Genomic DNA, 21,979 nt, shown 5'->3' on the forward strand with positions numbered 1-21,979 from the left:
CGTTACGCGACGAGCTTTCTATAGAGGTGCCAGGTGGCGTGGCCCAGTACCGGCAGCACGATGGCGAGCCCGATCAAAAGGGGCAGGGCGCCGAGCGTGAGGCTGGTCGCGACGATCATGCCCCACACTGCCATCGGTCCTGGGTTCAGCCGCACGGCGCGGACCGATGTTGCGATGGCATTGCCGACGCCGACATTGCGGTCGAGCAGCATCGGCAGGGAGACGACGCCGATCACCAGCACGAGCAGCGCGAAGAGGAAGCCGACGCCGATGCCGACGATCGTCATGGTCAGGCCCTGCGGCGTGTTCAGCGCGTCGCGCACGAAGGCGACAGCCGAAACAGGCGCATCCGGACCCAGGGTCACGGTGTAGAGGAAGTTCGCCGCAAACAGCCACAGGCAGAAAATCGCCAGCAACAAAAGGCCCATGACGATGATCGAGCCGATGTTCGGCGAGCGGGCGACAGCAAAAGCGTCCGTCCAGTGTGTTTCGAGCCCGCGCTCGCGGCGACGGCTGATCTCGTAGAGGCCGAGCCCGAACACTGGCGCGATCAGCGCGAAGCCCGCGATCAGCGGAAAGACGAGGGCCAGCATCCCGTAGTCGAAGGCCATGCGCGAGATCGCGAGGCCGGCGAGGGGATAGAGCAGACAGAGCATCATCACATCCGTCCGGCAGGCGCCGAAGTCGCGCACGCCCCTGGCGAGGGCGTCGCCGATATCGGTGGCCGTGATGCGACGGACCGTGGGCGACGCCGAGGCGCGATCCTCCCAGGCTCCATCCATCGAGTTGGCCGCCGAGCCGACGACCTGACTTGTCTGCTTCAGATGATCCCATCCCCATTCGAGGGGATTGCGGACGTGGTTCTGCATGGCCATGACTGCCTCCTTGCGAACGAAGTTCGAAGGTCGCGGTCTGTCGTCGATCACGACAGGGCGCGATCTACCACAAGGAGGAGTCTACGCCTGGCGGAAGGGGATGTCGTCCCCCTTCCCATGCACTGCGGAGGAAGCCTTCGCTACTGCGAGAACTTCAGGTACTGGGCCACGAAATCGCAGCCGACGCTCTTGGAATAGGCGTCGATCAGCTTCTGGGTGATCGGGCCCGGCGCCTTCCCGTCACCGACCGGCGCGCCGTTGAAGCTCTTCACCGGCAGGATGCAGAGGCTGGTGGAGGTCAGGAACATTTCCTCGGCATTGGCGGCGTCGAACAGGTCGACATCGCCCGGCGTGCACTCGATGCCGAGCTGCTTGGCCATGTCCATGGTCATCTGGCGGCTGACGCCCGGCAACACGTAACGCTCCGACGGCGTGAAGAGCGCGCCCTCGCGCACGATGAAGATGTTGCTGCCGAGGCCTTCGGCGAGATTGCCGTTCTCGTCGAGCAGGATCGGCCAGGCGTCGGGGTTGAGCGCCTTGATCGGCTTCTCGGCCATGATCATGTTGAGATAGTTGTGCGTCTTGGCACGCGGGCTGAGCATCGACGGGGCGATTCGGCGGGCCGTCGTGGTCATCGCCTCGGCGCCCTCGCGATAGAGCTTGCCACGCTTGGCGAGCGGCAGCGGCAGCATTTCGATCACGACGTTGGGACCGGTATGATCCCAGCCTTCGTCGCCTACGGCGTCGACGCCGCGGCTGACCCTCTGGCCCAGCCACCAGTCGCCGACCTCGGCGCGCAGATGCTCGTTGCGCGCCACGACCTCTTCGCTGTGCGCGACCATCTCCTTGGCCGACAGGCCGGGATCGATCTGCAGGTAGCGCAGCGAACGATAGAACCGGTCGATATGCTCCTTCAGTCGGAAGGGCACGCCGTTGAAGGTGCGGGTCATGTCGAAGGCGCCGTCGCCGTACTTCCAGCTGCGATCGCGGAAGGGGATCATGACCTCGTTCTCCGGCAGGAACTTGCCGTTGAACCAGGCGATGCGTTGATTGCTGAGTTGCTGGGCCATGCTTTTCTCCTGATCAGACGGCTGGAACTTCGAACGCTGCGACGCCCGCCGACGGATGGCGTCTCTTACTGACGATCGCCGGGGCGGCCGGCGCGATATTGCCATTCTCGTCGGCGAGACCGGCGACAAAGGAAAGGGTGCGGCGGATGTCGTTCTCCATTTCGCGGCGTGCGGCCAATGAATCGCGCGTCTGCAGCGCTTCGATCAGGCGCTGCCGGCCGGCGGGACCCCGCGGCGAGGAGACAAAGTCCGGATAAAGGAGGTTCATGTAGGGGCCTGTCTGCAGCCAAAGCCCCTCGATCAAGCGCAACAGGGTCGGCTGACCGGCCACCGCGTAGACGGCAAAATGGAACTCTCGCAGCTTCTGGCGGTCGGTGGCGGCATCGCCGCGGTTGCGGGCTATCATGATCTCCCGCGCGATGCGGCGAAGGTTGGCGATCTGATCACGTGTCGCAACCTGTGCGGCTTTTGCCGCTGCGAGTCCCTCGAGGCTCGAGCGGATGTCGCGCAATTCGAGCACCTTGTCTCGCGTCATCAGCGGAACACGGACGGACCTGTTGGGGTTCATTTCGAACGCCCCTTCGGCGACCAGCCGACGAAGCGCCTCGCGCACCGGCGTGAGGCTGACGTCGAGCACGCCGGCAACGTATCGGAAGGTGACTTTCTGCCCGGGAGCGAAGCGGCCCGTCGCCAGAGCCTCACGCAACGATTCATACACCTGCTGGCGGAGCGAGGTGTCGGTGGCATCCGGGGGGCGCGCGGCGCGGGGCATATGTTGCGAAGCTTACCGCATGCCCGTCGGATTTGTGATCACAAAAATGCATTGCTGGGCTGAGGCGCGGCCGTTAGGCTCGGCGCGTTCTGTGATCACACTATTCGACGATTGCCACGTGTCGTGGGCATTGTTTTTGCTGGGTGAGGAACATGCGCTCATACGCGAAATCGATCGCACTCTACGAGAAGACCCGAAAGCATCTGGCAGGCGGCGTCAGCAGCAACGTGCGCTACGCCAGCGTTCCGGTGCCGCTGTTCTTCGCCAGGGGCGAGGGCGCTCGGCTCCACGATGTCGATGGCAATGTTCATATTGACTACGTACTGGGCAACGGCCCCGCCATTCTGGGGCACGCGCCGAAGAAGGTGATCGACGCCGTTGCGGCATCACTGGGCGAAGGCCAGCTCTTCGCCGCGCAGAATCCGCGCGAAACCGAACTGGCGGAGCGGCTCTGTCGCTTGCTGCCCGGGGCCGAGCTGGTTCGCTTCTCGACCTCCGGGACGGAAGCCGTGCTGATGGCCTTTCGCCTTGCCCGGGCCTTCACGGGCCGCGACAAGATTCTTAAGTTCGAGGGTCACTATCACGGCTGGAGTGACCAGGCCTATATCAGCGCCCGGCCGCCGCTGAACGAAGCGGGTCCCGCCGATGCACCGGTGCCCGTCGCCGGTTCGCCCGGCATGCCCGCGAGTGTTCTGGGTGACGTCGCAGTCTGTGCCTGGAACGATCTCGATCTGCTCGAGCAAACGCTGGAACGCCATCGCGGCCAGATCGCCGGGGTGATCATGGAACCGATCATGGTGAATGGCGGGGCGATCCCGCCAGCGCCGGGCTATCTGGAAGGCGTACGGGCCCTTTGCAACAAGCACGGTGCTCTCTTCATCTGCGACGAGGTCATCACCGGGTTCCGCGTCGGCCTGCGCGGGGCGCAGGGAAAGTTCGGGGTCACTGCCGATCTCAGCATCTATGCAAAGGCGGTGGCGGCCGGTTTCCCGCTGGCGATGGTCGCGGGCCGACGCGACATCATGGACACGCTGCTCGACAAGGGCGTGATGCACGGGGGGACCTATAACGGCAACGTCCAGAGCATGGCGGCGGCGCTGGCAGCCCTGGATGTCCTTGAAGCCCATGATGGCGCGGTCTATCGCGACCTCGAGGCCCGCGGCACGGAACTGATGCAGGGCCTCGCGTCCCTTGCGAAGAAGCACAGGTTGCCCATCCTGGTGCAGGGCATGCCCGCGATCTTCCAGACGTTCTTCACGTCGGGAGCGGCACCGCGGAACTATCGTGAGTCGGCTGCCTGCGACCGCGACGCCATGCTTGCGCTCCACGCGGCATTGCAGGAGGAGGGGGTGCGCGCCCAGCAGGCCGGCAAGTGGTTCCTGTCGACCGCGCACGACAAGCCGGTCATCGAAGAGACGCTGGCCGCGGCCGACCGCGCCATGGCCAAAGTGGCGCGTGCCTAGATGTCGGATATCCGTCTCGAAGGAGTGACGAAGCGCTACGGCACCTTCGCGGCGGCCGACTCGGTCGATCTGTCGGTGACGCAGGGCGAGTTCGTCACCATCCTGGGACCGAGCGGCTCGGGAAAGACGACGCTGCTGTCGCTGATCGCCGGCCTCAACCGGCCGACCTCGGGGCGCATCTTCATCGGCGGCCGCGACGTCACCAACGCCACCGCGCAGGAACGCAATATCGGGCTGGTGTTCCAGTCCTACGCGCTGTTCCCGCACATGACGGTGCTCGACAACGTCCTGTTCCCGCTGGGTGTCCGCAAGATCGGCGGGGCAGAAGCCGACCGGCTGGCGCGCGATGCGTTGAAGCTCGTCCGCCTCGACGGGTTCGAGGCGCGTCGGCCGTCGCAGCTTTCCGGCGGCCAGCAGCAGCGCGTGGCGCTGGCGCGGGCCGTGGTCTTCAAGCCCGATATCCTGCTGCTCGACGAGCCGCTGGGCGCGCTCGACCGCAAGCTGCGCGAGGAGCTGCAGGTCGAGCTGAAGCAGCTGCAGCGCACGCTGGGCGTCACGACCCTGCTGGTCACGCACGACCAGGAAGAGGCGCTGTCTCTATCGGACCGCATCATGGTGCTGGACAAGGGGCGCACGCAGCAGGTCGCGGCGCCGACGGAGGCCTATCTCCGGCCCGCGAACCGCTTCGTGGCGGAGTTTCTGGGCATCGCCAACTTCGTTGGCCTGCCCGATGGGCGACAGGGCGTCGTGCGTCCCGAACGGGTCCGGCTGGGACGCGAGGGGCAGGGCCAGCCGGCCCGCGTAGTCGAGGCGATCTATCTCGGGCAGATGGTTCGCTACCACCTGGTGCTTGAGAGCAATCAATCGGTCGTGGCCGCCGTGCCGTTTCTCGGCTCGGCCCATGCGCCGGGAGAGCGTGTCAGCGTTTCTTGGGACTCGGCCGATGTCTGGCCGGTAACATAAAGGGGATCGAGATGAAGAGACGTACTTTCGTCGGTGCCGCCGCCGCTCTGCCGGCCGTCAGCCTCCTGTCCGGGGCCGCGCAAGCGCAGTCCAAGGAAATCCGCATGATCGAGTCGGGCGGTGCCTCCGGCGAATCGATCCAGAAGGGCTATATCGATCCGCTGTTCCAGAAGACCGGCATCAAGGTCGTGCGCGAGAGCCCGAGTTCTCTCGGCAAGCTGCGGGCCCTGGTCGAGAGCGGCCAGACCACCACCACGCTGTTCGAACTGGGCTCGGGCGTCGTCCTGCAGGCCAAGAAGCTTGGTCTGATCGAGCCGGTGGATTGGGCCGCGGTTGCGCCGGCCGCGATGTTTCCCGAAGCCAAGAACGAGTACGGCTTCGGCTACCAATACTTCTCGACCATCATGGCGTGGCGCAAGGGTGCCAAGGAGCCCAAGAACTTCACCGAGTTCTTCGACACCAAGGCCTTCCCCGGCAAGCGCTGCCTGCCGGATTATCCGCACTACTGCCTGCCGTTCGCGCTGCAGGCGGCCGGCGTGCCGATCGACAAGCTGTTCCCGCTCGACGTCGACCTGGCGTTCAAGAAGCTGAACGAGATCAAGAAGGATGTCGCCGTCTGGTGGAAGGCCGGCGCACAGCCGCCGCAGCTCATGAAAGACAACGAAGTGCAGTATTCGATCTGCTGGTCGGGCAGGGTCGTGGGCGACCCCGCCTTCGGACTGAACTTCGCGGGCGGCAAGGCCGATCTGTCCTTCATCTGCGTGGTCAAGGGTTCCAAGCCGGAGGACAAGGCTGCAGCCTGGAAGCTGATGCGCGAGATGTCGCTGCCGGAGAACCAGGCCAAGGCGGCGGAGGTCATCTCCTACACCGGCCCCAGCCCCGATCTCGACAAGCTGCTGCCGCAGGACAAGCTGTGGCAGTTCCCCACCAGCAAGCAGAACAAGGACGTGCAGTATTTCGAGAACGCCCAGTGGTGGGCCGACAACGGCGAGGCCGTGAACAAGAAGTGGGAAGCCTTCAAGCTCAGCCTGTAGGGAGCACAAACCGCTATCCGGGACGGGGCGAGGGAGCTTTGCATAACGGCAAGGCTCCCTGGTTCGACGCTCTCGCGATGCGATCCTTTCATCATGAACAAAGCCAACCGCCTCGAGGGTTTCGGATTCATCGCGCCGCTGCTGGTGCTGATGGTCGTCGCCTTCAACGCGCCCATCGTCTACATGCTGGGGCTCGCCTTCTGGGAGAAGGGGCGAGGGTTCACGCTCGAACACTACGAAGGCCTGCTCGAAGCGCCGGTCTACCTGCGCGTGCTCGGCAATACGATGCGCATTGCGCTCATCGCGACCCTGGCCAACATCATCATCGGCTATCCGCTGGCACACTGGATGCGCGGCCTCGGCGCCCGCGGCCGCATGATTGCCATCGCACTGGTGGTGCTGCCCTTCTGGGTCTCGATCCTCGTCCGCACTTATGCCTGGATCGTCGTGCTCGGTAACGGCGGGATCGTGAACCGAGCCCTGCAATGGAGCGGGCTCACCGATTCTCCGGTCTCCTTCCTCTACAACGAACTCGGCGTCACGATCGGTATGGCGAACGTGCTGCTGCCGTTCCTGGTGCTGCCGCTGTTCGCGGCCATGCTTCGCATCGACGACCGGCTGCTGCAGGCGGCCGCCTCGCTGGGCGCGCCGCCGCGTACCATTTTCTGGAAGGTCTACTTTCCGCTCACCCTGCCGGCGCTGGCCGCGGGCGCGCTGCTGGTCTTCATCCTTTGCCTCGGCTTCTATGTGACGCCGGCGATCCTGGGCGGCGGTCGCGTCCCGATGATCTCCAACCTGCTCGACACGCTGATCAACCAGATCCCGCGCTGGGAGCAGGCTTCGGCGATCTCGACGATACTGCTGATCGTTACGCTGGCCATCTTCGCGGCCTACCGCCGGCTCGACCGAAAGGCCTCCGCATGAACCGCGAAGCGATCGGCGGCTCGATCTGGGCGCGGCGGGGACTGGCCGCGATGGGCATCTTCGGTCTCGTCTTCCTGACGGTACCGCTGGTCATCGTGATCCCGATGTCGTTTTCCTCGGCGCGGGCGCTGACCTTTCCACCGCCCAGCCTGTCGCTGCGCTGGTACGAGACCTTCTTCGGCGATCCGCGCTGGATGGAGGCGATGTGGACTTCGGTCTTCGTCGCGGCGGTCTCCTCGGTGGCGGCGCTGCTGCTGGGTGGGCTGGCGGCCTACGGGCTGCGGCGCGGCACGTTCAAGGGGCGTGACTGGGCGGAGGGCAACTTCATGGCGCCGCTGATCGTGCCGACGATCATCGTCGCCATCGCCCTTTATCTGGCCCTGGCCAAGGTTGGCCTGCTGGGGTCGCTGCTGGGCCTCGTGGTTGCCCACACGCTGCTCAACGTACCGCTGGTCATGATGGTGCTGGGTGTAGCGATCCGCGAGTTCGACCAGCGGATCGAGCAGGTCGCCTGGAGCCTCGGAGCCTCCTGGGGCTATACGATGCGCAAGGTCGTGCTGCCCAACCTGGCGCCCAGCGTCTTCGCAGCGTGGATCTTCGCCTTCATCGGCAGCTTCGACGAGGTGATCGTGACGTCGTTCATCGCCGGCAAGTACGAGACCGTGCCGAAGAAGATGTTCAACGAACTCGTCCTCGAAGTGAACCCGACCATCACAGCCGTCGCGACCCTCTTGATCGCCTTCACCATGCTGGCGCTCGCCGCCGTCGCGATCGTGTTGCGCCGGGCCGGAAAGCTGAAGGAGACTGTGGTCTAGGGCCACTGCGCCGCGATTTCGCTCGTGGACTTGCGATCCGGTCAGGCTGCAAACTGCTTTCGTTGAGCGGGCTGCGCCCCGCGGGATCCCGGACGAGGAGACTTGTGTGGCTGGTATCGAGAGCTTTCCCAACGACGGCCTGCTGACAAGCGACGCGCAGTATTTCGACTACAGCTCGGCCGTGAACCCGCTGCAGCAGGGAATCATTCCGCCGGTGCCGTACCGGACCTTTTCTCCGTCTTTCTTCGACGAGGGACCGACGCGCGTGCAGCCGCTCGATGTCAGCGAAGAGCTGGGGATCGTCGGGCCCGCGACGACCCCGGCGCTGTGCGCGAACTTCATTCGTATTGTCCGTGGCTCGGTCATGACCTCGGCCGAGGCGACCAGCCAGGTCTTCTTCGTATTCCGGGGCAGCGGACGGACCGACGGGTGTGGCGAGACCATTCACTGGTCGCAGGGTGATTACATGGTTCTTCCGGCGCACGGCCACGCAATGCATCATTCCGACGGCGAGGCCGCGCTCTACTGGGTGCACGATGCGCCCCTGCTGCGCTATCTCGGCGCCGCGCCGACAATCGCGCGCTTCAAGCCAACCTTCTACCAGCACACCATGGCACAGCAGAAGCTCACGGAGATCGCCACCGATCCCAGAACCGCGAACGCCAATCGCGTCAGTGTCCTGCTCGCCAACCGCAATTTTCCCAGCACCCGGACCATCACCCACACGATGTGGACGATGTTCGGCCTCCTGCCGAAGGATGCTGTCCAGTATCCGCATCGCCACGAGTCGGTGGCGGTCGACTTCGTCATCGACTGCAAGCCCGGCTGCTACACGATGATCGGCACGGAACTCGATGAGTCCGGTATGATCAAGAACGGCAGACGCGAGGACTGGGCGCCCGGTGCCAGCTTCATCACGCCGCCCGGCTACTGGCATTCGCACCACAACGAATCGGGGGAGGATGCCCACGTCCTGCCGATCCAGGATGCCGGGCTGCACACTTATCTGCGCACGCTGGAGATCATGTTCAGCCATCCCGGACACGATCGCACCGCGCATATTTCGCAGACGCCGTAGGGGCGAAAATCCTGTCTGGCGGCCTTCCCGCTGGTGCAGTATGTGGCGCCAGTATCGGGAGGCAACGATGAATCATCCCAAGAGCGTGCGGCTCGTCGAAGTGGGGCCGCGCGACGGCTTGCAGAACGAGGCGAAGCCCGTTCCGGTCGAGGCCAAGGTGGCGCTGATCGACGCGCTCTCGGCCGCCGGTCATTCCGCCGTGGAGGCCGGCAGCTTCGTGTCGCCCAAGTGGGTACCCCAGATGGCCAATACCGACGAGGTGATGGCCCGCATCCAGCGCAAGCCGGGAGTCAGCTATCCCGTCCTGGTGCCCAACAAGCAGGGCATGAACGGGGCCGTCGAGGCCCGGGTCGATGAGATCGCCATCTTCACGGCGGCCTCGGAGGCGTTCTGCCGCAAGAACACCAACTGCTCGATCGACGAGAGCTTCGAGCGCTTCGGGCCGGTGATGGAAGCGGCGCAGAAGCACGGCATGAAGGTGCGCGGCTACGTCTCGACAGTGATCGCCTGCCCCTATGACGGCAAGGTCTCCCCCGCGAAGGTCGCGGAGGTGTCGGAGCGGCTGTTCCGGATGGGCTGCTACGAGGTCTCGCTCGGCGACACGATCGGCGTCGGCACGCCCGGCGAGTGCGTCGCCATGATGGATGCCGTGGCCGAGAAGATGCCGCGGGAAAAGATCGCCGCGCATTTCCACGACACCTACGGCCAGTCGCTGGCCAACATCCTGGCGGTCATGGAGCGCGGCATCGCCGTGTTCGACACCGCGGTCGCGGGCCTCGGCGGCTGCCCCTATGCGAAGGGCGCCTCGGGCAATGTCGGCACCGAGGACGTGATCTACCTGATGAACGGACTCGGCATCCAGCATGGCGTCGATCTCGACGCCATCGCCAGGGCCGGCCGTGACATCTGTGCGGCGCTCGGCCGCGAGCCCGCCTCCAAAGTCGCCCAGGCGCTCAAGGCCAAGGCGGCGGCCTGACGCTATCGCCGCTCGACGATCCTGACCGTTACCGAGGTTGAGCGTCCGGCCTCGTCGACGACGGCGAGGCGCGCGACGCCGGCCCCGTCGGGGACCCACTGGTTTCCGTCGAGTGGCCGCCCATCGACCAGCCAGCGCAGTCGTCCCTGGCCGCCCATGGCATTCAAAGGAACGGCCTCTCGGACGGCCAGTTCGATGCGGGCATCGGCCGGCGGATAGGCGATACGCGGGCCGCCGCTCGTCTCCGCGTGAGGGGCCAGCGTGCGCATGCGCGGGGGCAAGTCGCGATGTGACGAGACCTTGATCGCGTCGGCGGGCGGGCGGACGGCGCGATTGTCCTCGCCAGGCAGCCGGCCGAACGCCTTGAACAGCACGGGCAACGCCGAAAGCCGGCCAAGCTGGCCGGGGCGTGGCGTGCCGTCGGCGTGGCCAACCCAGACGACGACCGTCCAGTTGGCGCTGTAGCCCGCCGCCCAAGCGTCGCGGTAGCCGGCCGAGGTTCCGGTCTTGAAGGCGATGCGGCGCTCGCGCAGGGACACGGGGAGGGAGGCGAAGCCTTCGGGCAGAGGCGCCTCGGCCAGCACGTCGGAGACGTACCAGGCTGCCGTGGGGCCGAGGAGGCGCACCGGCACTGGTTTCGCCCGGTCGCGCCGGACCTGCGGCGGGGCAAAGCTGCCCCCATTGGCCAGACCCGCGTAGAGACCGGCCATCTCGAGCGGCGACAGGGTTGCGCTGCCGAGTGCAATGCCCAGCGAATTGCCGGTGTCGCCCGGCGGCAGGCCGGGCGTCGCGCCGGCAGTACGCAGCGTCGAGAGGAATCGCTGCGGACCGACTTTCTCCAGTGCCAGAACCGCCGGCACGTTCAGCGACTGCTGCAGGGCGCGGCGCACCGTCACGGCGCCCTGATGATCGCGGTCGAAGTTGCGCGGCAGCCAGTCCCGAAAGCGAACCGGCACGTCCTCGACCAGCGTCTCCGGATGCAGCGTGCGATCGTCGAAGGCCATGGCGTAGATCAGCGGCTTGAGCGCCGAACCGGGCGAGCGTCGGGCCCGCACGAGGTCAACCTGCCCGGCGCGCCCGAAGAAATTGTCGCCGCCCAGCCAGGCCACGACACCACCGGTGCGGTTGTCGAGCACGACCATGGCGATCTCCGCGCCGTCGGCGAACGCGCGGCGTTCCTCATGCGCGAGCTGGCTCAGCGCCTGCTGCAACTCGAAGCGCAGGGTGGTCGGCACGACGGTGCCCGGCGACTGACCGGCCAGCCAGGCGGAGAGATGGGGCGCCTGCATCGGTAGAGCGAGGCGACGGTCGGGCGCGGGGCGACTGCGCGCCATCTCGAACAGCGGTGCGTCGATAACGCCGTGTTCCACCCCACGCGCCAGCACGCGATCGCGCGCGGCCTGGGCGAGAGCGGAGGCGCGGTCGGGGCGGCGGCGTTCCGGCGATTGCGGGATCGCCACCAGAAGGGCCGCTTCGGCGGCGCTGAGCTGGCGCGGCTCCTTGCCGAAATAGGCAAGGGAAGCGGCGCGCACGCCCTCCAGATTGCCGCCCATCGGCGCCAGCGTCAGGTAGATCGCCAGCACTTCGCGCTTGGAGTAACGCCATTCGAGCTGGAGCGCGCGGGCCGACTGGATGGCCTTGGTCGTGAAGCTCCGGGGCCTCGGATCGAGCAGGCGGGCGGCCTGCATCGAGATCGTGGACGCACCCGACACGATGCGCCCGCGCTCGGCGAGCTGCCTGGCCGCGCGCAGGGCGGCGAGCGGATCGACGCCCCAATGCTCATCGAAGCGACGGTCCTCGTAGGCCTTGAGCAGCGCCAGATAGAGAGGATCGACGTCGTCGACGGTGGCCTTGAGGCGCCACTTGCCGTCCTGGGTCGTGAAGGCGCGCAGCAGGCGCCCGTTGGCGTCGACCACCTCGGTCGACCGATCGTGGTAGCGCGACAGGTCGGGCGGGAAGACGCGGTCGAGCGCAAGCGCCGTGGCCGCCAGGGTCGTGGCGGCGACGGCGATGCCCGCGAGGAGGTTCCCCAGCTTCACGTCCGGCGGCCGTCAGCGTGCGTCCGGCGGAACGATCGTCAGGGTGCCCATCGCGGTACGGCCATAAACGCGCGGGGCGTACATGTCCGACACGTTGGTTGCGGGGACGGCGTAGGTTCCGGGGGTCACGGCGCGCACGATGTAGGCGACGTGATAGGAGTTCGGGTTCCTGGCCGAGGAATCCCACCAGGTCTGGTACGGCCGGGTCCCCATGTCGAAGGACGCGAAGAAGCGATCGTCGCGGGCCTCGGAGACGCGGGTTTGCGTCAGGTCGGCCAGGAACGGAAACGACTTCACCGTCTCCTCGTTCAGCACCGATTCGATTTCGAAGCCGGCGGGCAGGAGGTCGAGCAACGCCACCTCGTGGTAGCCGCCCTCCAGGTTCCGGCCCGAGATCGAGACGATGAAGCGCTCGTTCTGCCGCACGCGGCCGAGCGAACTGGGCTCGCCATCGAGCTTCAGGAACTCGCGCTTCACGCTGATGCCGGCGGTCGCAGCGGGTTGCGGGTCGAGCGGCACGCCGCGCGCCGTCACCTGCATCCAGATCGGGCGGTCGCCGTCGTTGCGCAGCTTGAGGCCCCGCGCGAGGGTGGCCGCGTCGGGGTTGAATACCACCGGCTCGGCGGCCGCCTGGCGCTGCTGGCCGTCGACCGAATAGGCAAGCTGCGTGCTGCCGCTCATGGCGCGTGCGGCCATCACGAGCCAGGCCTGTTCCTGCGTCGTGGTCTGGCCGATCGAGGCGGCCAGCCGCTCGCCGACGAGGCTGGTCATTTCGGTCAGGGCTTCGCGGCCGCCCGCCTCGACGGCGAGGGTCACGAGCGCGGCGCGGTTGCGCAGCGGCGAGCCGTAATAGTCGGACGGATCGCGCTCGTCGATGCGCTGGCGCGCGGTCGCGAAGGCGAGGCGGCCGCGTCCCGGCTCGCCCACCTGGTTCAGGGCCGCGGCCAGCATCGCCCAGGCGATGCCGCCCTTCATCTCGGCCGCCTTGGTGTCCTGGAAGTAGCGGACGCGACCGGGATCGGCGAACCCCGACTTCGCCAGCACGTACCAGGCATAGGACTGGGCGTTGGGCGAGAATTTGTCCGCCGTCTTGTTGAGCCAGCTCAGGGCCCGCTGCAGCGACGCCGACGGCACGGCCATCTGCTGCTGGTTGGCGCGGACCAGGAAGTCGAGCACATAGGTCTGCAGCCATTCGGCCGCGGGCGTCGAGAAGGGACCCCACATGCCGAACGAACCGTCGGGCAACTGCATGTCGACGATGCGATAGACGGCATCCTGGACGCGATCGTTGATGCGCGGATCGGTTGGCCCGTACCCGAGCATCGCCACGTCGTTGTAGTAGAGCAGCGGCATGGCGCGGCTGGTCGTCTGCTCGATGCAGCCGAACGGATACTTGTCGAGCGCCCGCAGCAGTCCCGCGACGTCGATGCCGGGAATGCGCGTCAGCGAGGCGCTGACCTGGGCGGTGCCGGAGGCGAAGGGGGCGATCACGTTGCGGTCGACCGTGGCCTCGTTGCCGGGTCCGAGTCGCGCCACCGTATCGACGGCGCTGGGCGTCTGCGCCGGCCGCACCTGGATGTCCCATTCGCGCTGGACGGCGAAGTTGCCGGGCCCCTGGACGGCGACGGTCACCTTGCCGAAGCCGGCATCTCCCGCGCGCAACGGCCAGGTCAGCAGCTCGCGCTGGTTGGCGGCGAGCCTCTTCGTCTCGTTCACCGGCCGCTCGAGCGAGACCGAGCCCGTGGCCGTCAGCGTGACGCGGTAGTCGCCGGCCTGGCCGTCGACATTGTGCAGCGACAGCGCCACCCGCCCGAGATCCTTCGGGGCGAGGAAGCGCGGCAGCACCGCATCCGCGGTAACGGCATCGCGCACGAACAGGCGTTGCTCGCCCGAGCCCACGCGGTTCCTGTCGTAGGCGACGGCCATGAGCCGCAGCTGACCGATGAAATCGGGGATGTCGAAGGCGATCTTCGCCTCGCCCTTGTCGTCGAGTTTCACCGGGCCGCTGAACAGTGCCACGGTGCGCGTCGGGACGACGTCGAGTCCGCCGATCTCGCCGGCATCGCCGCCGGACCGGATGCGCCCGAGTTCGTCGGCCCGGGTGTCGAGCAGGCGGCCGTAATCGTCACGCATGGCGACGCCGAGACGACGCTTGCCGAAATAGTAGTCAGCCGGATTGGGTGTCTTGTAGCGCGTGAGTTGCAGGATGCCTTCGTCGACGGCGGCCAAGGTGACGAACGCGTCCTGGCCAGCCTGCAGGTTGGACACCTTCACAGGCACCTCGATGCGCTGGCGCGGCGTGATCTTCTCGGGCGTGCCGATCTGAACGCCGAGCGTGCGCAGGTCCGGATTGAGGCCGAGCCATACGGCGCCGATCGCCCGGGTGGGCGTGCGTTCGGCGGGGGCCGCCAGTGGCCGCCAGGCCGTGACGAGGGCATAGGCGCCTGCGCCCCATTCGGCCTTGACCGGGATTTCGACGGTCGTCCCTCCGGCCGGCACCTGCACCGACTGGGTCGAGACGATGCGGTCGGTGGCGATGGCGATGAGTGCCTCGCCGGCGAACGGCGCTTCGATGCGCAGGCGGGCGCTGTCGCCCGCCGCGTAGTTCTGCCGGTCGCTGGCGACGCGCAGCGTGTCGGGCGCTTCCTCAGTCGAGGTGCCGCCATACCAGCCCACGTAGAAGGTGAGGCTCGTGGAGGTGTTCTTCTCGTTGTCGACGACGGTGAGCTTGTGCTGGCCCCAATCCAGGCGCTGCGACAGACGGGTCGGGGCGTCGGCCTTAAGCGTGACCTTGTCGGCGGTCACCAGCCTCGTGTTGGTGACCGACTGCCAGCGCCAGCGGCCGTCGACCTGGAACCACTGATAGGCGTAGACGATGCGCTCGATGCGGTATTCGACCGAAGAGCGGGCGACCTGCGCCCCTCCGGCATCGACCGCCACGACATCGAACTCGGTGTCGACTCCCTCGCGCGAATAGCGGCCTTCGAACGTGGGGGAGATGCCGAGGTAGGTGTCGCGCGTGCGGACAGGCATGACCTTGTCCGTCTTGGTCGCGCGACCGCCGCCCGGTTCGAAGACTCGCGCCTGGATCTGCGCGCGCAGGGGCAGGACGGTGTCCTTGGCGAGGTCGCCGCTCCATTCGAGGCTCGACTTGCCGGCCTTGTCGGTGTTCTCGCCCTTCAACTCGATGAACGGCGGTTCGAATTTTTCACGCTCCTCCTCCGGGCCGAACCGGTATTTGGCGAAGGCGGGGAACGGCGCGTCGTCGACCGTAATGCGCATCTCGCCCTCGACGGCGAGGTCCGATGCGGGCGCGCCATAGAGGAAGTCCGCGGACAAGGCGAAGCGGTTCAGGGTCCCGGGCCGGACGATCGGCTGTTCGGGTGCAAGTTCGACCTTGAGTTTCTCGGGGACGAAATCCTCGACCGAAAATTCGACCCGGCCCACGGGGGCGCCCTTGGGGTCGATATGTGCCGCTACGGTCCAGCGGCCGCGCCGCGAGGATTTCGGCAGGTCGATTGCCTGCGAAACCGCGCCGGAACCCTGCAAGGCGTGGGTGAAGCGGGTGAACTCGCTGCCGTCGGGGCGCTTGACGATCAAGGTGACGGGCAGGTCGGCAAGCGCGTTGGCTGCATCGTCGCGCATCAACGCCATGAGTTGCACCGTCTCACCGGGGCGATAGACGCCGCGCTCGGTATAGAGGAAGGCGTCGACCGGGCCGGGCTGCGCGCGTCCATCGACACCGCGATCCGATAAGTCGAAAGACGACTTGGTAAGTTCGAGGCGGGAGAAATCCTTCTTTGCCGGATCCTGCGCCATGACCGCGACCGCTTCGGCCGCACCGCTACCCTTGAGAAGGCCCGCGGCGAACGAGGCGCGCCCGTCGGCGCCGGTGACGACCTTGCCGATCGGCTCGTTGCCGCGCGAGAGGACCGTGACTTCGATGCCGGCCAGCGGCTGGGCGGTCTGGAGCGAGCGCGCGAACACGTTCAAGCCGTCGTCGCCGCTGAAAGAGGTGAGACCGATATCCGTGTCGATCACCCACAGGCCAGCGGCACCGCCGCTTGTCGTCTCGTCGTCGTCATAGTCGCGGGACGGAGGCTTGGCGGCGTTCCAGACGACGACGAAATAGGCGCCGGGCTTCCAGTCCTGGATCGTCTCGCGGATGGGAAAGGCGGTGACGACGGCCTGGTTGGGGACGTTGCGCACCTCCATCGTGCCGGACCACTGCTCGGCGCCATTGCTGCCGTTCAGCCAGCTCCGAAGCGACCAGGACTCGGTAATCGGCTCCGAGCCCGGGAACGACACATCATAGGAGCGGTCGGCCGAGAAGCGATCGATCCCGCGTTCGTTCACGCGATAGACGGAAATCCCGACCTTGGAGACGTTGATGGTGGTGACCGGCAGGCCGGCCGCACTTCCGCGCGGCAGGATGAAACCCTTGCCGGGGAGGGTGACGACGGCGGGCCGGGCACCCAATGCCACGCTCACGCTCTGCTCGTCGCGCAATTTCTGCCCGTCGCGTCCGGGAAATCCGGCCAGCAGCTTAACCGTATAGTCCTGGCCGTAGGTCAGCCCCGCGATACACAGCCGATCGTCGATGACGCGCAGTGCCGTTTTAGCCTCGGGCTCGATGCGAATGAAGTCGCCATACTTCACGTCGCCGGTGGCGAGCGGCTTGTTGAAGGCCAGGCAGGCTTCGGCTTCCGAGCGGCTGGAATCCACACCGACGCGACGGAAGGCAAAAGGATCGGTCGGAAGTGTCGGCGGCTGCACGATCGGCGCCGGGGCGGCCGACTGCGAAGTGGGTGCCGGCGGGTTCGAAGCCTGAGCGGGAGCCGCAGAGGGCGCAGCAGGGAGAGACGCCGGAGGCGTAGCCGCCGCGGGACGCTCGACTGAAACGGCAGGCTTTCCAATCAGGTACCCTGCTATGCCGGAACCCAGCATGAGGGCCACGACCAAGGCAGCCAGCGTCGAACGATTCATGAGAACCCCGCGGAAAAAAGCGCCCCGACTTTAGAGCGTGGATTGTGCAGACAATGTGGAGTCCGAAGTCCGGCCACCAATTCTCTCAGGCTGTGGCGGGAAGGTCACGCTGTGGATAGGCGGTGCTTGAGCGAAAGGGCCGCGGCGTACTAATCGCAAGCGATGGCGTTGCATCTCATCAAGCTCGCGGTCGGCGTCGACGACCTTGCCCACATGAAGAAGGTCCAGGCGGTGCGACGCGCGGAGCGTCGTCAGTCCGCACGCTCGCCGCACTGGGTCTACACCCGCAATTCGCCGCGGCGTGGCGACGACCTGAAGGGGGGCTCGCTCTACTGGGTGGTGCGCGGCGTCATCCGCTGCCGCCAGGAACTGGTCGGCTTCGAGGACGATTTCGACGAGGAGAGCGGCAAGAAGTTCTGCCGCATCAAGCTCAAGCGGACGTTGATCCAGACCGCACCGCGCGCCTGCAAGGCCTTCCAGGGCTGGCGTTACCTCGAGCCCGAGCGGGCACCGCCGGACCTGTCGAGCGGCGATACGGCCGACATGCCGCCCGAAATGGCTGCGGAGCTGAAGAGGCTGGGGCTGCTGTAGGCCGAGCAGAAGCCCGCTCGTATTCGCGGCGCTCTACCGGTTCGTCACCTTCAGCTCGATGCGCCGGTTGCGCGTCGTGTCGGTGGACGAGAGCGGCTGGTATTCGCCGTAACCGGCTGCCACCAGGCGGTTGTTCGGGATGCCCTCGCTGTGCAGGAACTTGACCACGGCGATAGCGCGCGCGGCCGAAAGTTCCCAGTTCGACGGATAGGTCGCGTTGCTGATCGGCTTGTTGTCGGTGTGACCGTCGACCTGCAGCACCCAGTTGATGTCCTTGGGGATGGTGGCCGAAATCTCCACCAGGCGCCTGGCGACGTTGGCGAGCTGCTTCTCGCCGCCTTCCGCCAGCTTGGCCGAGCCAGAGGGGAAGAGCACCTCCGACTGGAAGACGAAGCGGTCGCCGACGATCTGCACGTCGCGCTGGCCACGCAGCGCCTCGCGCAGCTTGCCGAAGAACTCCGAGCGGTAGCGCGCCAGTTCCTCGACCTTGCTGGCCAGCGCGCGGTTCAGCTTCTGGCCGAGGTCGACGATCTGGGCTTGCTGGTCCTTGGCCTTGGCATCGGCGGCGTCGAGCGCGGTGCCGAGGCGCGCCAGCTCGTCCTTGAGGGCGGCCATCTCGGCGGTGAGGCGCACGACGGCGGCCTTCTGCTCGGCGCTGAGCTTCTGCTCCTCCGTGAGGTCGCCGAACAGCTTGCCCTTGTCCTGGTTCGCGGCCGCCAGCGACGCAGCGAGGCGCGTGAGTTCGAGGCGCTGACGCTCGATCTCCTTCTGGAGATCGCCGGCCTTGGAGGCGGTGGACGAGGCCTCTTTGTTGGCGCTCTCCAGAGAGGCGGCGAGCCGGTCGCGTTCCGCCATCATCGAGGTCAGGCGTTCGGTGAGCTGGTCGCGCTCGATCTTTAGCGCGTCCGACGAACTGCGCTGGCTTGAAAGATCGGCCGTGAGACGGTCACGCTCGCTTTTCAGCGCATCAGCTGCGCTACGCTGGGCTGCCAGATCGGCGCCCAGGCGGTCGCGTTCGGCCTGGTTTTCGCGGAGCTGCAGGGTGAGCTTCTCGAGATCCTGCTTCAGTCCGTCGTTTGCCGCTTTCTCTAGCGACAGCACGCTGGCGAGACTGCCGAGCTGCTTGTTGAGGGCGTCGATCGCGACGTCGCGCGTGTTCAACGTGTCGGTCAACGTGAACTGGGCGACGCTGAACAGCGACAGCAGGAAGATCAGGACCATCAGCAGCGTGGTCAGCGCGTCGACATAGCCCGGCCAGGTATAATCGGCCGAGCCCCCTCCGCGGCGGCGGGATGCGCCCGCCATGGCGGCTAGCCGTCGCTCGGCGGCGGCGCGCCGCGCGTCGAGGCGATGGTGCGGGCAAGCAGGCGGAACTCGCCGCGCAGTTCGTCGGCCAGCGCCGTGCGGCTGCGCACGCTCTCATCGATCAGCCGGGCGAGGCCGGCTTCGAGATTGCGCTGGTGGGCCAGCAGGGCGTCGCTGTCTGCGGGCTCCGGCTTGCGCTCGATCAGGCGCGCGACGGTGCCGCGCAGCTCGATGGACTGTTCCGCGAGACGGGCCAGCAGCGCCTGCTGCGAGCGCATGCTTTCGGTCAGGGAGGACAGGCGCTCAACCAGCGTGGCGTTGGCGGCGGCCGCCTGTTCGCGGCCTTCCTCGCTGCGGCGAAGCGTGCGGGTGAGATCGTCGAGGCCGTCCGCGGTACGTTCCAGCAGCGCCTCGACATAGGCCGAGACGCCCTGTTCGCCCTCGGTCTGCAGGTTGCCGCTGGACAGGCGCGTCGCGCCGGCCAGCCATTCCTCGAGTTCGGTGTGGAAGCGGCCCTGAGCTTGGCTCGCCTGCAATTCCAGGAAGCCCAGGACGAGCGATCCGGACAGGCCGAACAGCGAGGCGCCGAAGGCGGTCGACATGCCCTTGAGCGGTCCTTCGATACCCTGCTTCAGCTTGGCGAAGATCTGGACGGCGTCGCCGCCGGTGACCTGCATGCCGACGATGGCGTCGGCGACGGCGCCGATCGTCTCCAGCAGGCCCCAGAAGGTGCCGAGCAGGCCGAGGAAGATCAGCAGGCCGATCATGTAGCGGCTGAGCTCGCGCCGCTCGTCGAGACGGCTGGCGATGCCGTCGAGCATCGCGCGCGTCACCGTCGGAGACAGGCGGAAATTGTCCTGCCGCTCGCCCATCATGGCGGCCATCGGCGCCATCAGGTCGATCGAGCCGGGATCGAGCGGAGGGGCGCCGGGTTCGCGATGCTGGAAGCGCCGCAGCCAGCGCACCTCGGGCCACAGAGAAAGAACCTGGCGCATCACGAAGAAGATGCCGATCGCGAGAACGCCGACGATGACGCTGTTCAGGATCGGCGTGTTCATGAACACGCGCAGCAGATCATGGTGCAGCAGGTAGGCGATGCCGGCCACGACCGCGAGGAACAGCAGCATGCGGACGAGATACGGAAGCGGATTACTCATGCGAACTCCCGCTGCCGTTGGGGCTCTCCCTGCGGGCGATCATGTGTTGGGCACCACGATTTCGACCCGCTCGTTGCCGTCGCTGCTGGAAAAAGTGCCGATCTCGATCTTGGACTTCACGCCCTTGTCGATGAGGTAGGTGCGGACGTTGAGGGCGCGCGCCAGGGAAACCTTGCGGCTGTCCGGCTCGCCGTTGCCGGCAAACGAGCGCAACTCGACCTGGCGGAGACCTTGGTCGGAGATGCTCTTGATCAACCGGTCCAGCTCCGTCCGCGAAGAGTCCGAGAGTTCGGCCGATCGCGGCGTGAAGACCAGGGAAACGGTGAGGGGAACCCGTGCCGGGGGTGAGGGTTGTGGCGCCAACGCCGCCATCTTCTGCTCGGGCGCCGCCGGCGCAGGTGCGGGCGCGGCTGCCGGCGGCGCACTTGCGGGCGCCGGAGCGGCAGCGGCGGTGGTTTTGGGAGAGGGCGCGGCGGGCGTCGACTTCGGAGCGGCTGCCGGCGATGCCTTGGGGGTCACGGCCGCCACCGATGGGGACCTGGGTGCGGGTTCGGCGGCGCTCACCTTCTGGCTGTCGCGCGGCCGGCTGTGGTTCGTCGTCAATTCCGGCACGGCGACGATGCGGCTTGCGATCCGCCCGGTCGGTGCCGGCAGGCTGGCTCCCGGCTCGGTGGCGCGCCCGGATGGGGGAGAGGCTTGTTGGGGGGCCACGGGGGCAGCACCCGAGAGCGCCCAGGGGTTGAACGCCGGACCGGCAACTTGCGCCGGGGGCACGGCTGGTGCTGTCACGGCAGGAGGATCTTGCACGGCGCTTTGCGGGGAAGCACCGCCCGGCAGGCCGACTCCGGAGTAAGGATTGAAGGCGGTGACGTTCTGCCCGTGCGCTGCAAAAGCCGCAGCGCCGACGCCGAACAGCGCGAGAGCCAGGCTGCGTGCAGCGACCGAAGACGGGGGCATAACCAATTGCCTTTCCAAGGGATTTGGCAATCGACCATACCGAATGGAATCCGTGCGCTCAACCGCCGGCGGCGACGCGCCTGCGGACGAATTCGCACGAACGAACGGTCAGGCCTTCGACAGGATGTCGACCATGGCGTCGCGCAGACCGAAATTGCTGGCGAGAAGGGACGGACCGCCCAGTTCGTAGGGCTGTCCCGCGACGTCACCCACGAGGCCACCGGCCTCGCGCACCATCAGGATCCCCGCGGCGACATCCCAGGGAGCCAGACCGAACTCGAAGAAGGCGTCGTAGCGGCCGGCCGCCACGAAAGCGAGGTCGAGCGCGGCGGCACCCCATCGGCGGACGCCGGCCGTGCGCTCGGTCACAGCCGCCAGCTTGGCGTGATAGGCGGCATGGTTGCCCTTGCCGATATGCGGGATGCCGGTGCCGATCAGGCCGCGCGCCGGATCCTTGCGGCCCGAGACACGCAGGCGACGCGAGCGCGCATTCGGCGTGTCGACATAGGCGCCGTTGCCCTTCTCCGTCCAGAACAGCTCGTCGGAGATCGGCTGGTAGATGACGCCGGCGATGATCTCCTTCTCGCGCTCCAGCGCGATCGAGATGGCGAAGTGGGGAACGCCGTGCAGGAAGTTGGTCGTGCCGTCGAGCGGATCGACGATCCAGCGGTTGCGGCCATCGCCCTTGGTCTCGCCGCCTTCCTCGCCGAGGAAACCGTAGTCGGGACGGACGCGCGACAGTTCGGTGCGCAGCGTGCGCTCGGCCTTGATGTCGGCATGGCTCACGAAGTCGCCAGGTCCCTTCTCGGAGATCTGCAGATGCTCGACTTCGCCGAAGTCGCGCTTCAGGCTCTTGGCCGCGGCAAAGGCGGCACGGATCATGACCGTGACGGTGGCCGAGCGCTGCGCCAGCGACTTGCGCTCGGGCGGGCCCGAGCGCTCGCGCGCTTCGCCCATCGGGGCGCGGCCGACGC

At 67.0% G+C, this 21,979-nt stretch carries 17 protein-coding genes; 8 read left to right on the forward strand and 9 right to left on the reverse strand.

Going from position 1 to position 21,979, the window contains the following annotated elements:
- Positions 1–2 precede the first annotated feature (2 nt).
- The 3 genes from KQ910_RS21835 to KQ910_RS21845 form a co-directional block, all read right to left on the reverse strand.
- Positions 3–875, reverse strand: a complete 873-nt coding sequence (locus tag KQ910_RS21835) for a DUF2189 domain-containing protein (RefSeq protein ID WP_229600849.1) — start codon at positions 873–875, stop codon at positions 3–5.
- 140 nt (positions 876–1,015) lie between these two features.
- The gene (locus tag KQ910_RS21840) at positions 1,016–1,945 is read right to left on the reverse strand and encodes an aminotransferase class IV (RefSeq protein WP_216965224.1); all 930 of its coding nucleotides are present in this window, start codon (positions 1,943–1,945) and stop codon (positions 1,016–1,018) included.
- A gap of 13 nt (positions 1,946–1,958) precedes the next feature.
- On the reverse strand, positions 1,959–2,717 hold the full coding sequence (locus KQ910_RS21845) for a GntR family transcriptional regulator (RefSeq protein ID WP_216965226.1): 759 nt from the start codon (positions 2,715–2,717) through the stop codon (positions 1,959–1,961).
- 152 nt (positions 2,718–2,869) lie between these two features.
- Between KQ910_RS21845 and KQ910_RS21850 the strand changes: the two genes are divergently transcribed.
- From KQ910_RS21850 to KQ910_RS21880, 7 genes are all read left to right on the forward strand, one after another.
- Positions 2,870–4,180 (forward strand): aspartate aminotransferase family protein, encoded by a 1,311-nt coding sequence (locus tag KQ910_RS21850; RefSeq protein ID WP_229600916.1) that lies wholly within the window; start codon positions 2,870–2,872, stop codon positions 4,178–4,180.
- The gene (locus KQ910_RS21855) at positions 4,181–5,143 is read left to right on the forward strand and encodes an ABC transporter ATP-binding protein (protein WP_216965231.1); all 963 of its coding nucleotides are present in this window, start codon (positions 4,181–4,183) and stop codon (positions 5,141–5,143) included.
- Positions 5,144–5,154: 11 nt separating this feature from the next.
- Positions 5,155–6,177, forward strand: a complete 1,023-nt coding sequence (locus KQ910_RS21860) for an extracellular solute-binding protein (RefSeq protein ID WP_216965233.1) — start codon at positions 5,155–5,157, stop codon at positions 6,175–6,177.
- Positions 6,178–6,270: 93 nt separating this feature from the next.
- A complete protein-coding gene (locus KQ910_RS21865; RefSeq protein ID WP_216965235.1) occupies positions 6,271–7,101 on the forward strand; it encodes an ABC transporter permease in 831 nt (276 codons plus the stop codon).
- Positions 7,098–7,916: an ABC transporter permease gene (locus KQ910_RS21870; protein ID WP_216965237.1), complete on the forward strand. Its 819-nt coding sequence runs from the start codon at positions 7,098–7,100 to the stop codon at positions 7,914–7,916. Before KQ910_RS21865 ends, KQ910_RS21870 begins: the two co-directional genes overlap by 4 nt.
- Before the next feature lie 106 nt (positions 7,917–8,022).
- Positions 8,023–8,994, forward strand: a complete 972-nt coding sequence (locus KQ910_RS27300; RefSeq protein ID WP_216965239.1) for a cupin domain-containing protein — start codon at positions 8,023–8,025, stop codon at positions 8,992–8,994.
- A 67-nt stretch (positions 8,995–9,061) separates the two neighbouring features.
- Positions 9,062–9,970: a hydroxymethylglutaryl-CoA lyase gene (locus tag KQ910_RS21880; protein WP_216965241.1), complete on the forward strand. Its 909-nt coding sequence runs from the start codon at positions 9,062–9,064 to the stop codon at positions 9,968–9,970.
- 2 nt (positions 9,971–9,972) lie between these two features.
- Here the strand turns inward: KQ910_RS21880 and pbpC are convergent, their stop codons facing one another.
- Together pbpC and KQ910_RS21890 are read right to left on the reverse strand one after the other, a co-directional pair.
- Positions 9,973–12,009 carry a penicillin-binding protein 1C gene (gene pbpC, locus KQ910_RS21885; RefSeq protein WP_369408417.1) on the reverse strand — a complete coding sequence of 679 codons (2,037 nt, stop codon included), beginning with the start codon at positions 12,007–12,009 and terminating at the stop codon, positions 9,973–9,975.
- A gap of 12 nt (positions 12,010–12,021) precedes the next feature.
- Positions 12,022–16,785, reverse strand: a complete 4,764-nt coding sequence (locus KQ910_RS21890) for an alpha-2-macroglobulin family protein (RefSeq protein WP_216965243.1) — start codon at positions 16,783–16,785, stop codon at positions 12,022–12,024.
- Between the two features lie 372 nt (positions 16,786–17,157).
- Between KQ910_RS21890 and KQ910_RS21895 the strand changes: the two genes are divergently transcribed.
- Positions 17,158–17,586, forward strand: coding sequence for a DUF1489 family protein (locus KQ910_RS21895; RefSeq protein ID WP_216965245.1), 429 nt, complete (start codon positions 17,158–17,160; stop codon positions 17,584–17,586).
- A 33-nt stretch (positions 17,587–17,619) separates the two neighbouring features.
- Here KQ910_RS21895 and KQ910_RS21900 read toward each other — a convergent pair whose 3' ends face one another.
- The 4 genes from KQ910_RS21900 to KQ910_RS21915 all read right to left on the reverse strand — a co-directional run bounded on the left by KQ910_RS21900 (position 17,620) and on the right by KQ910_RS21915 (position 21,962).
- Positions 17,620–18,891 carry a peptidoglycan -binding protein gene (locus KQ910_RS21900; RefSeq protein ID WP_216965247.1) on the reverse strand — a complete coding sequence of 424 codons (1,272 nt, stop codon included), beginning with the start codon at positions 18,889–18,891 and terminating at the stop codon, positions 17,620–17,622.
- A 5-nt stretch (positions 18,892–18,896) separates the two neighbouring features.
- Positions 18,897–20,048: a flagellar motor protein MotA gene (locus KQ910_RS21905; RefSeq protein ID WP_216965249.1), complete on the reverse strand. Its 1,152-nt coding sequence runs from the start codon at positions 20,046–20,048 to the stop codon at positions 18,897–18,899.
- 39 nt (positions 20,049–20,087) lie between these two features.
- Positions 20,088–21,005, reverse strand: coding sequence for an OmpA family protein (locus tag KQ910_RS21910; RefSeq protein ID WP_216965251.1), 918 nt, complete (start codon positions 21,003–21,005; stop codon positions 20,088–20,090).
- Between the two features lie 108 nt (positions 21,006–21,113).
- Positions 21,114–21,962 carry an inositol monophosphatase family protein gene (locus tag KQ910_RS21915; RefSeq protein ID WP_216965837.1) on the reverse strand — a complete coding sequence of 283 codons (849 nt, stop codon included), beginning with the start codon at positions 21,960–21,962 and terminating at the stop codon, positions 21,114–21,116.
- Positions 21,963–21,979: the final 17 nt, after the last annotated feature.

Origin of the sequence: Reyranella humidisoli, assembly GCF_019039055.1 — a bacterium.
GTDB classification, from domain to species: domain Bacteria; phylum Pseudomonadota; class Alphaproteobacteria; order Reyranellales; family Reyranellaceae; genus Reyranella; species Reyranella humidisoli.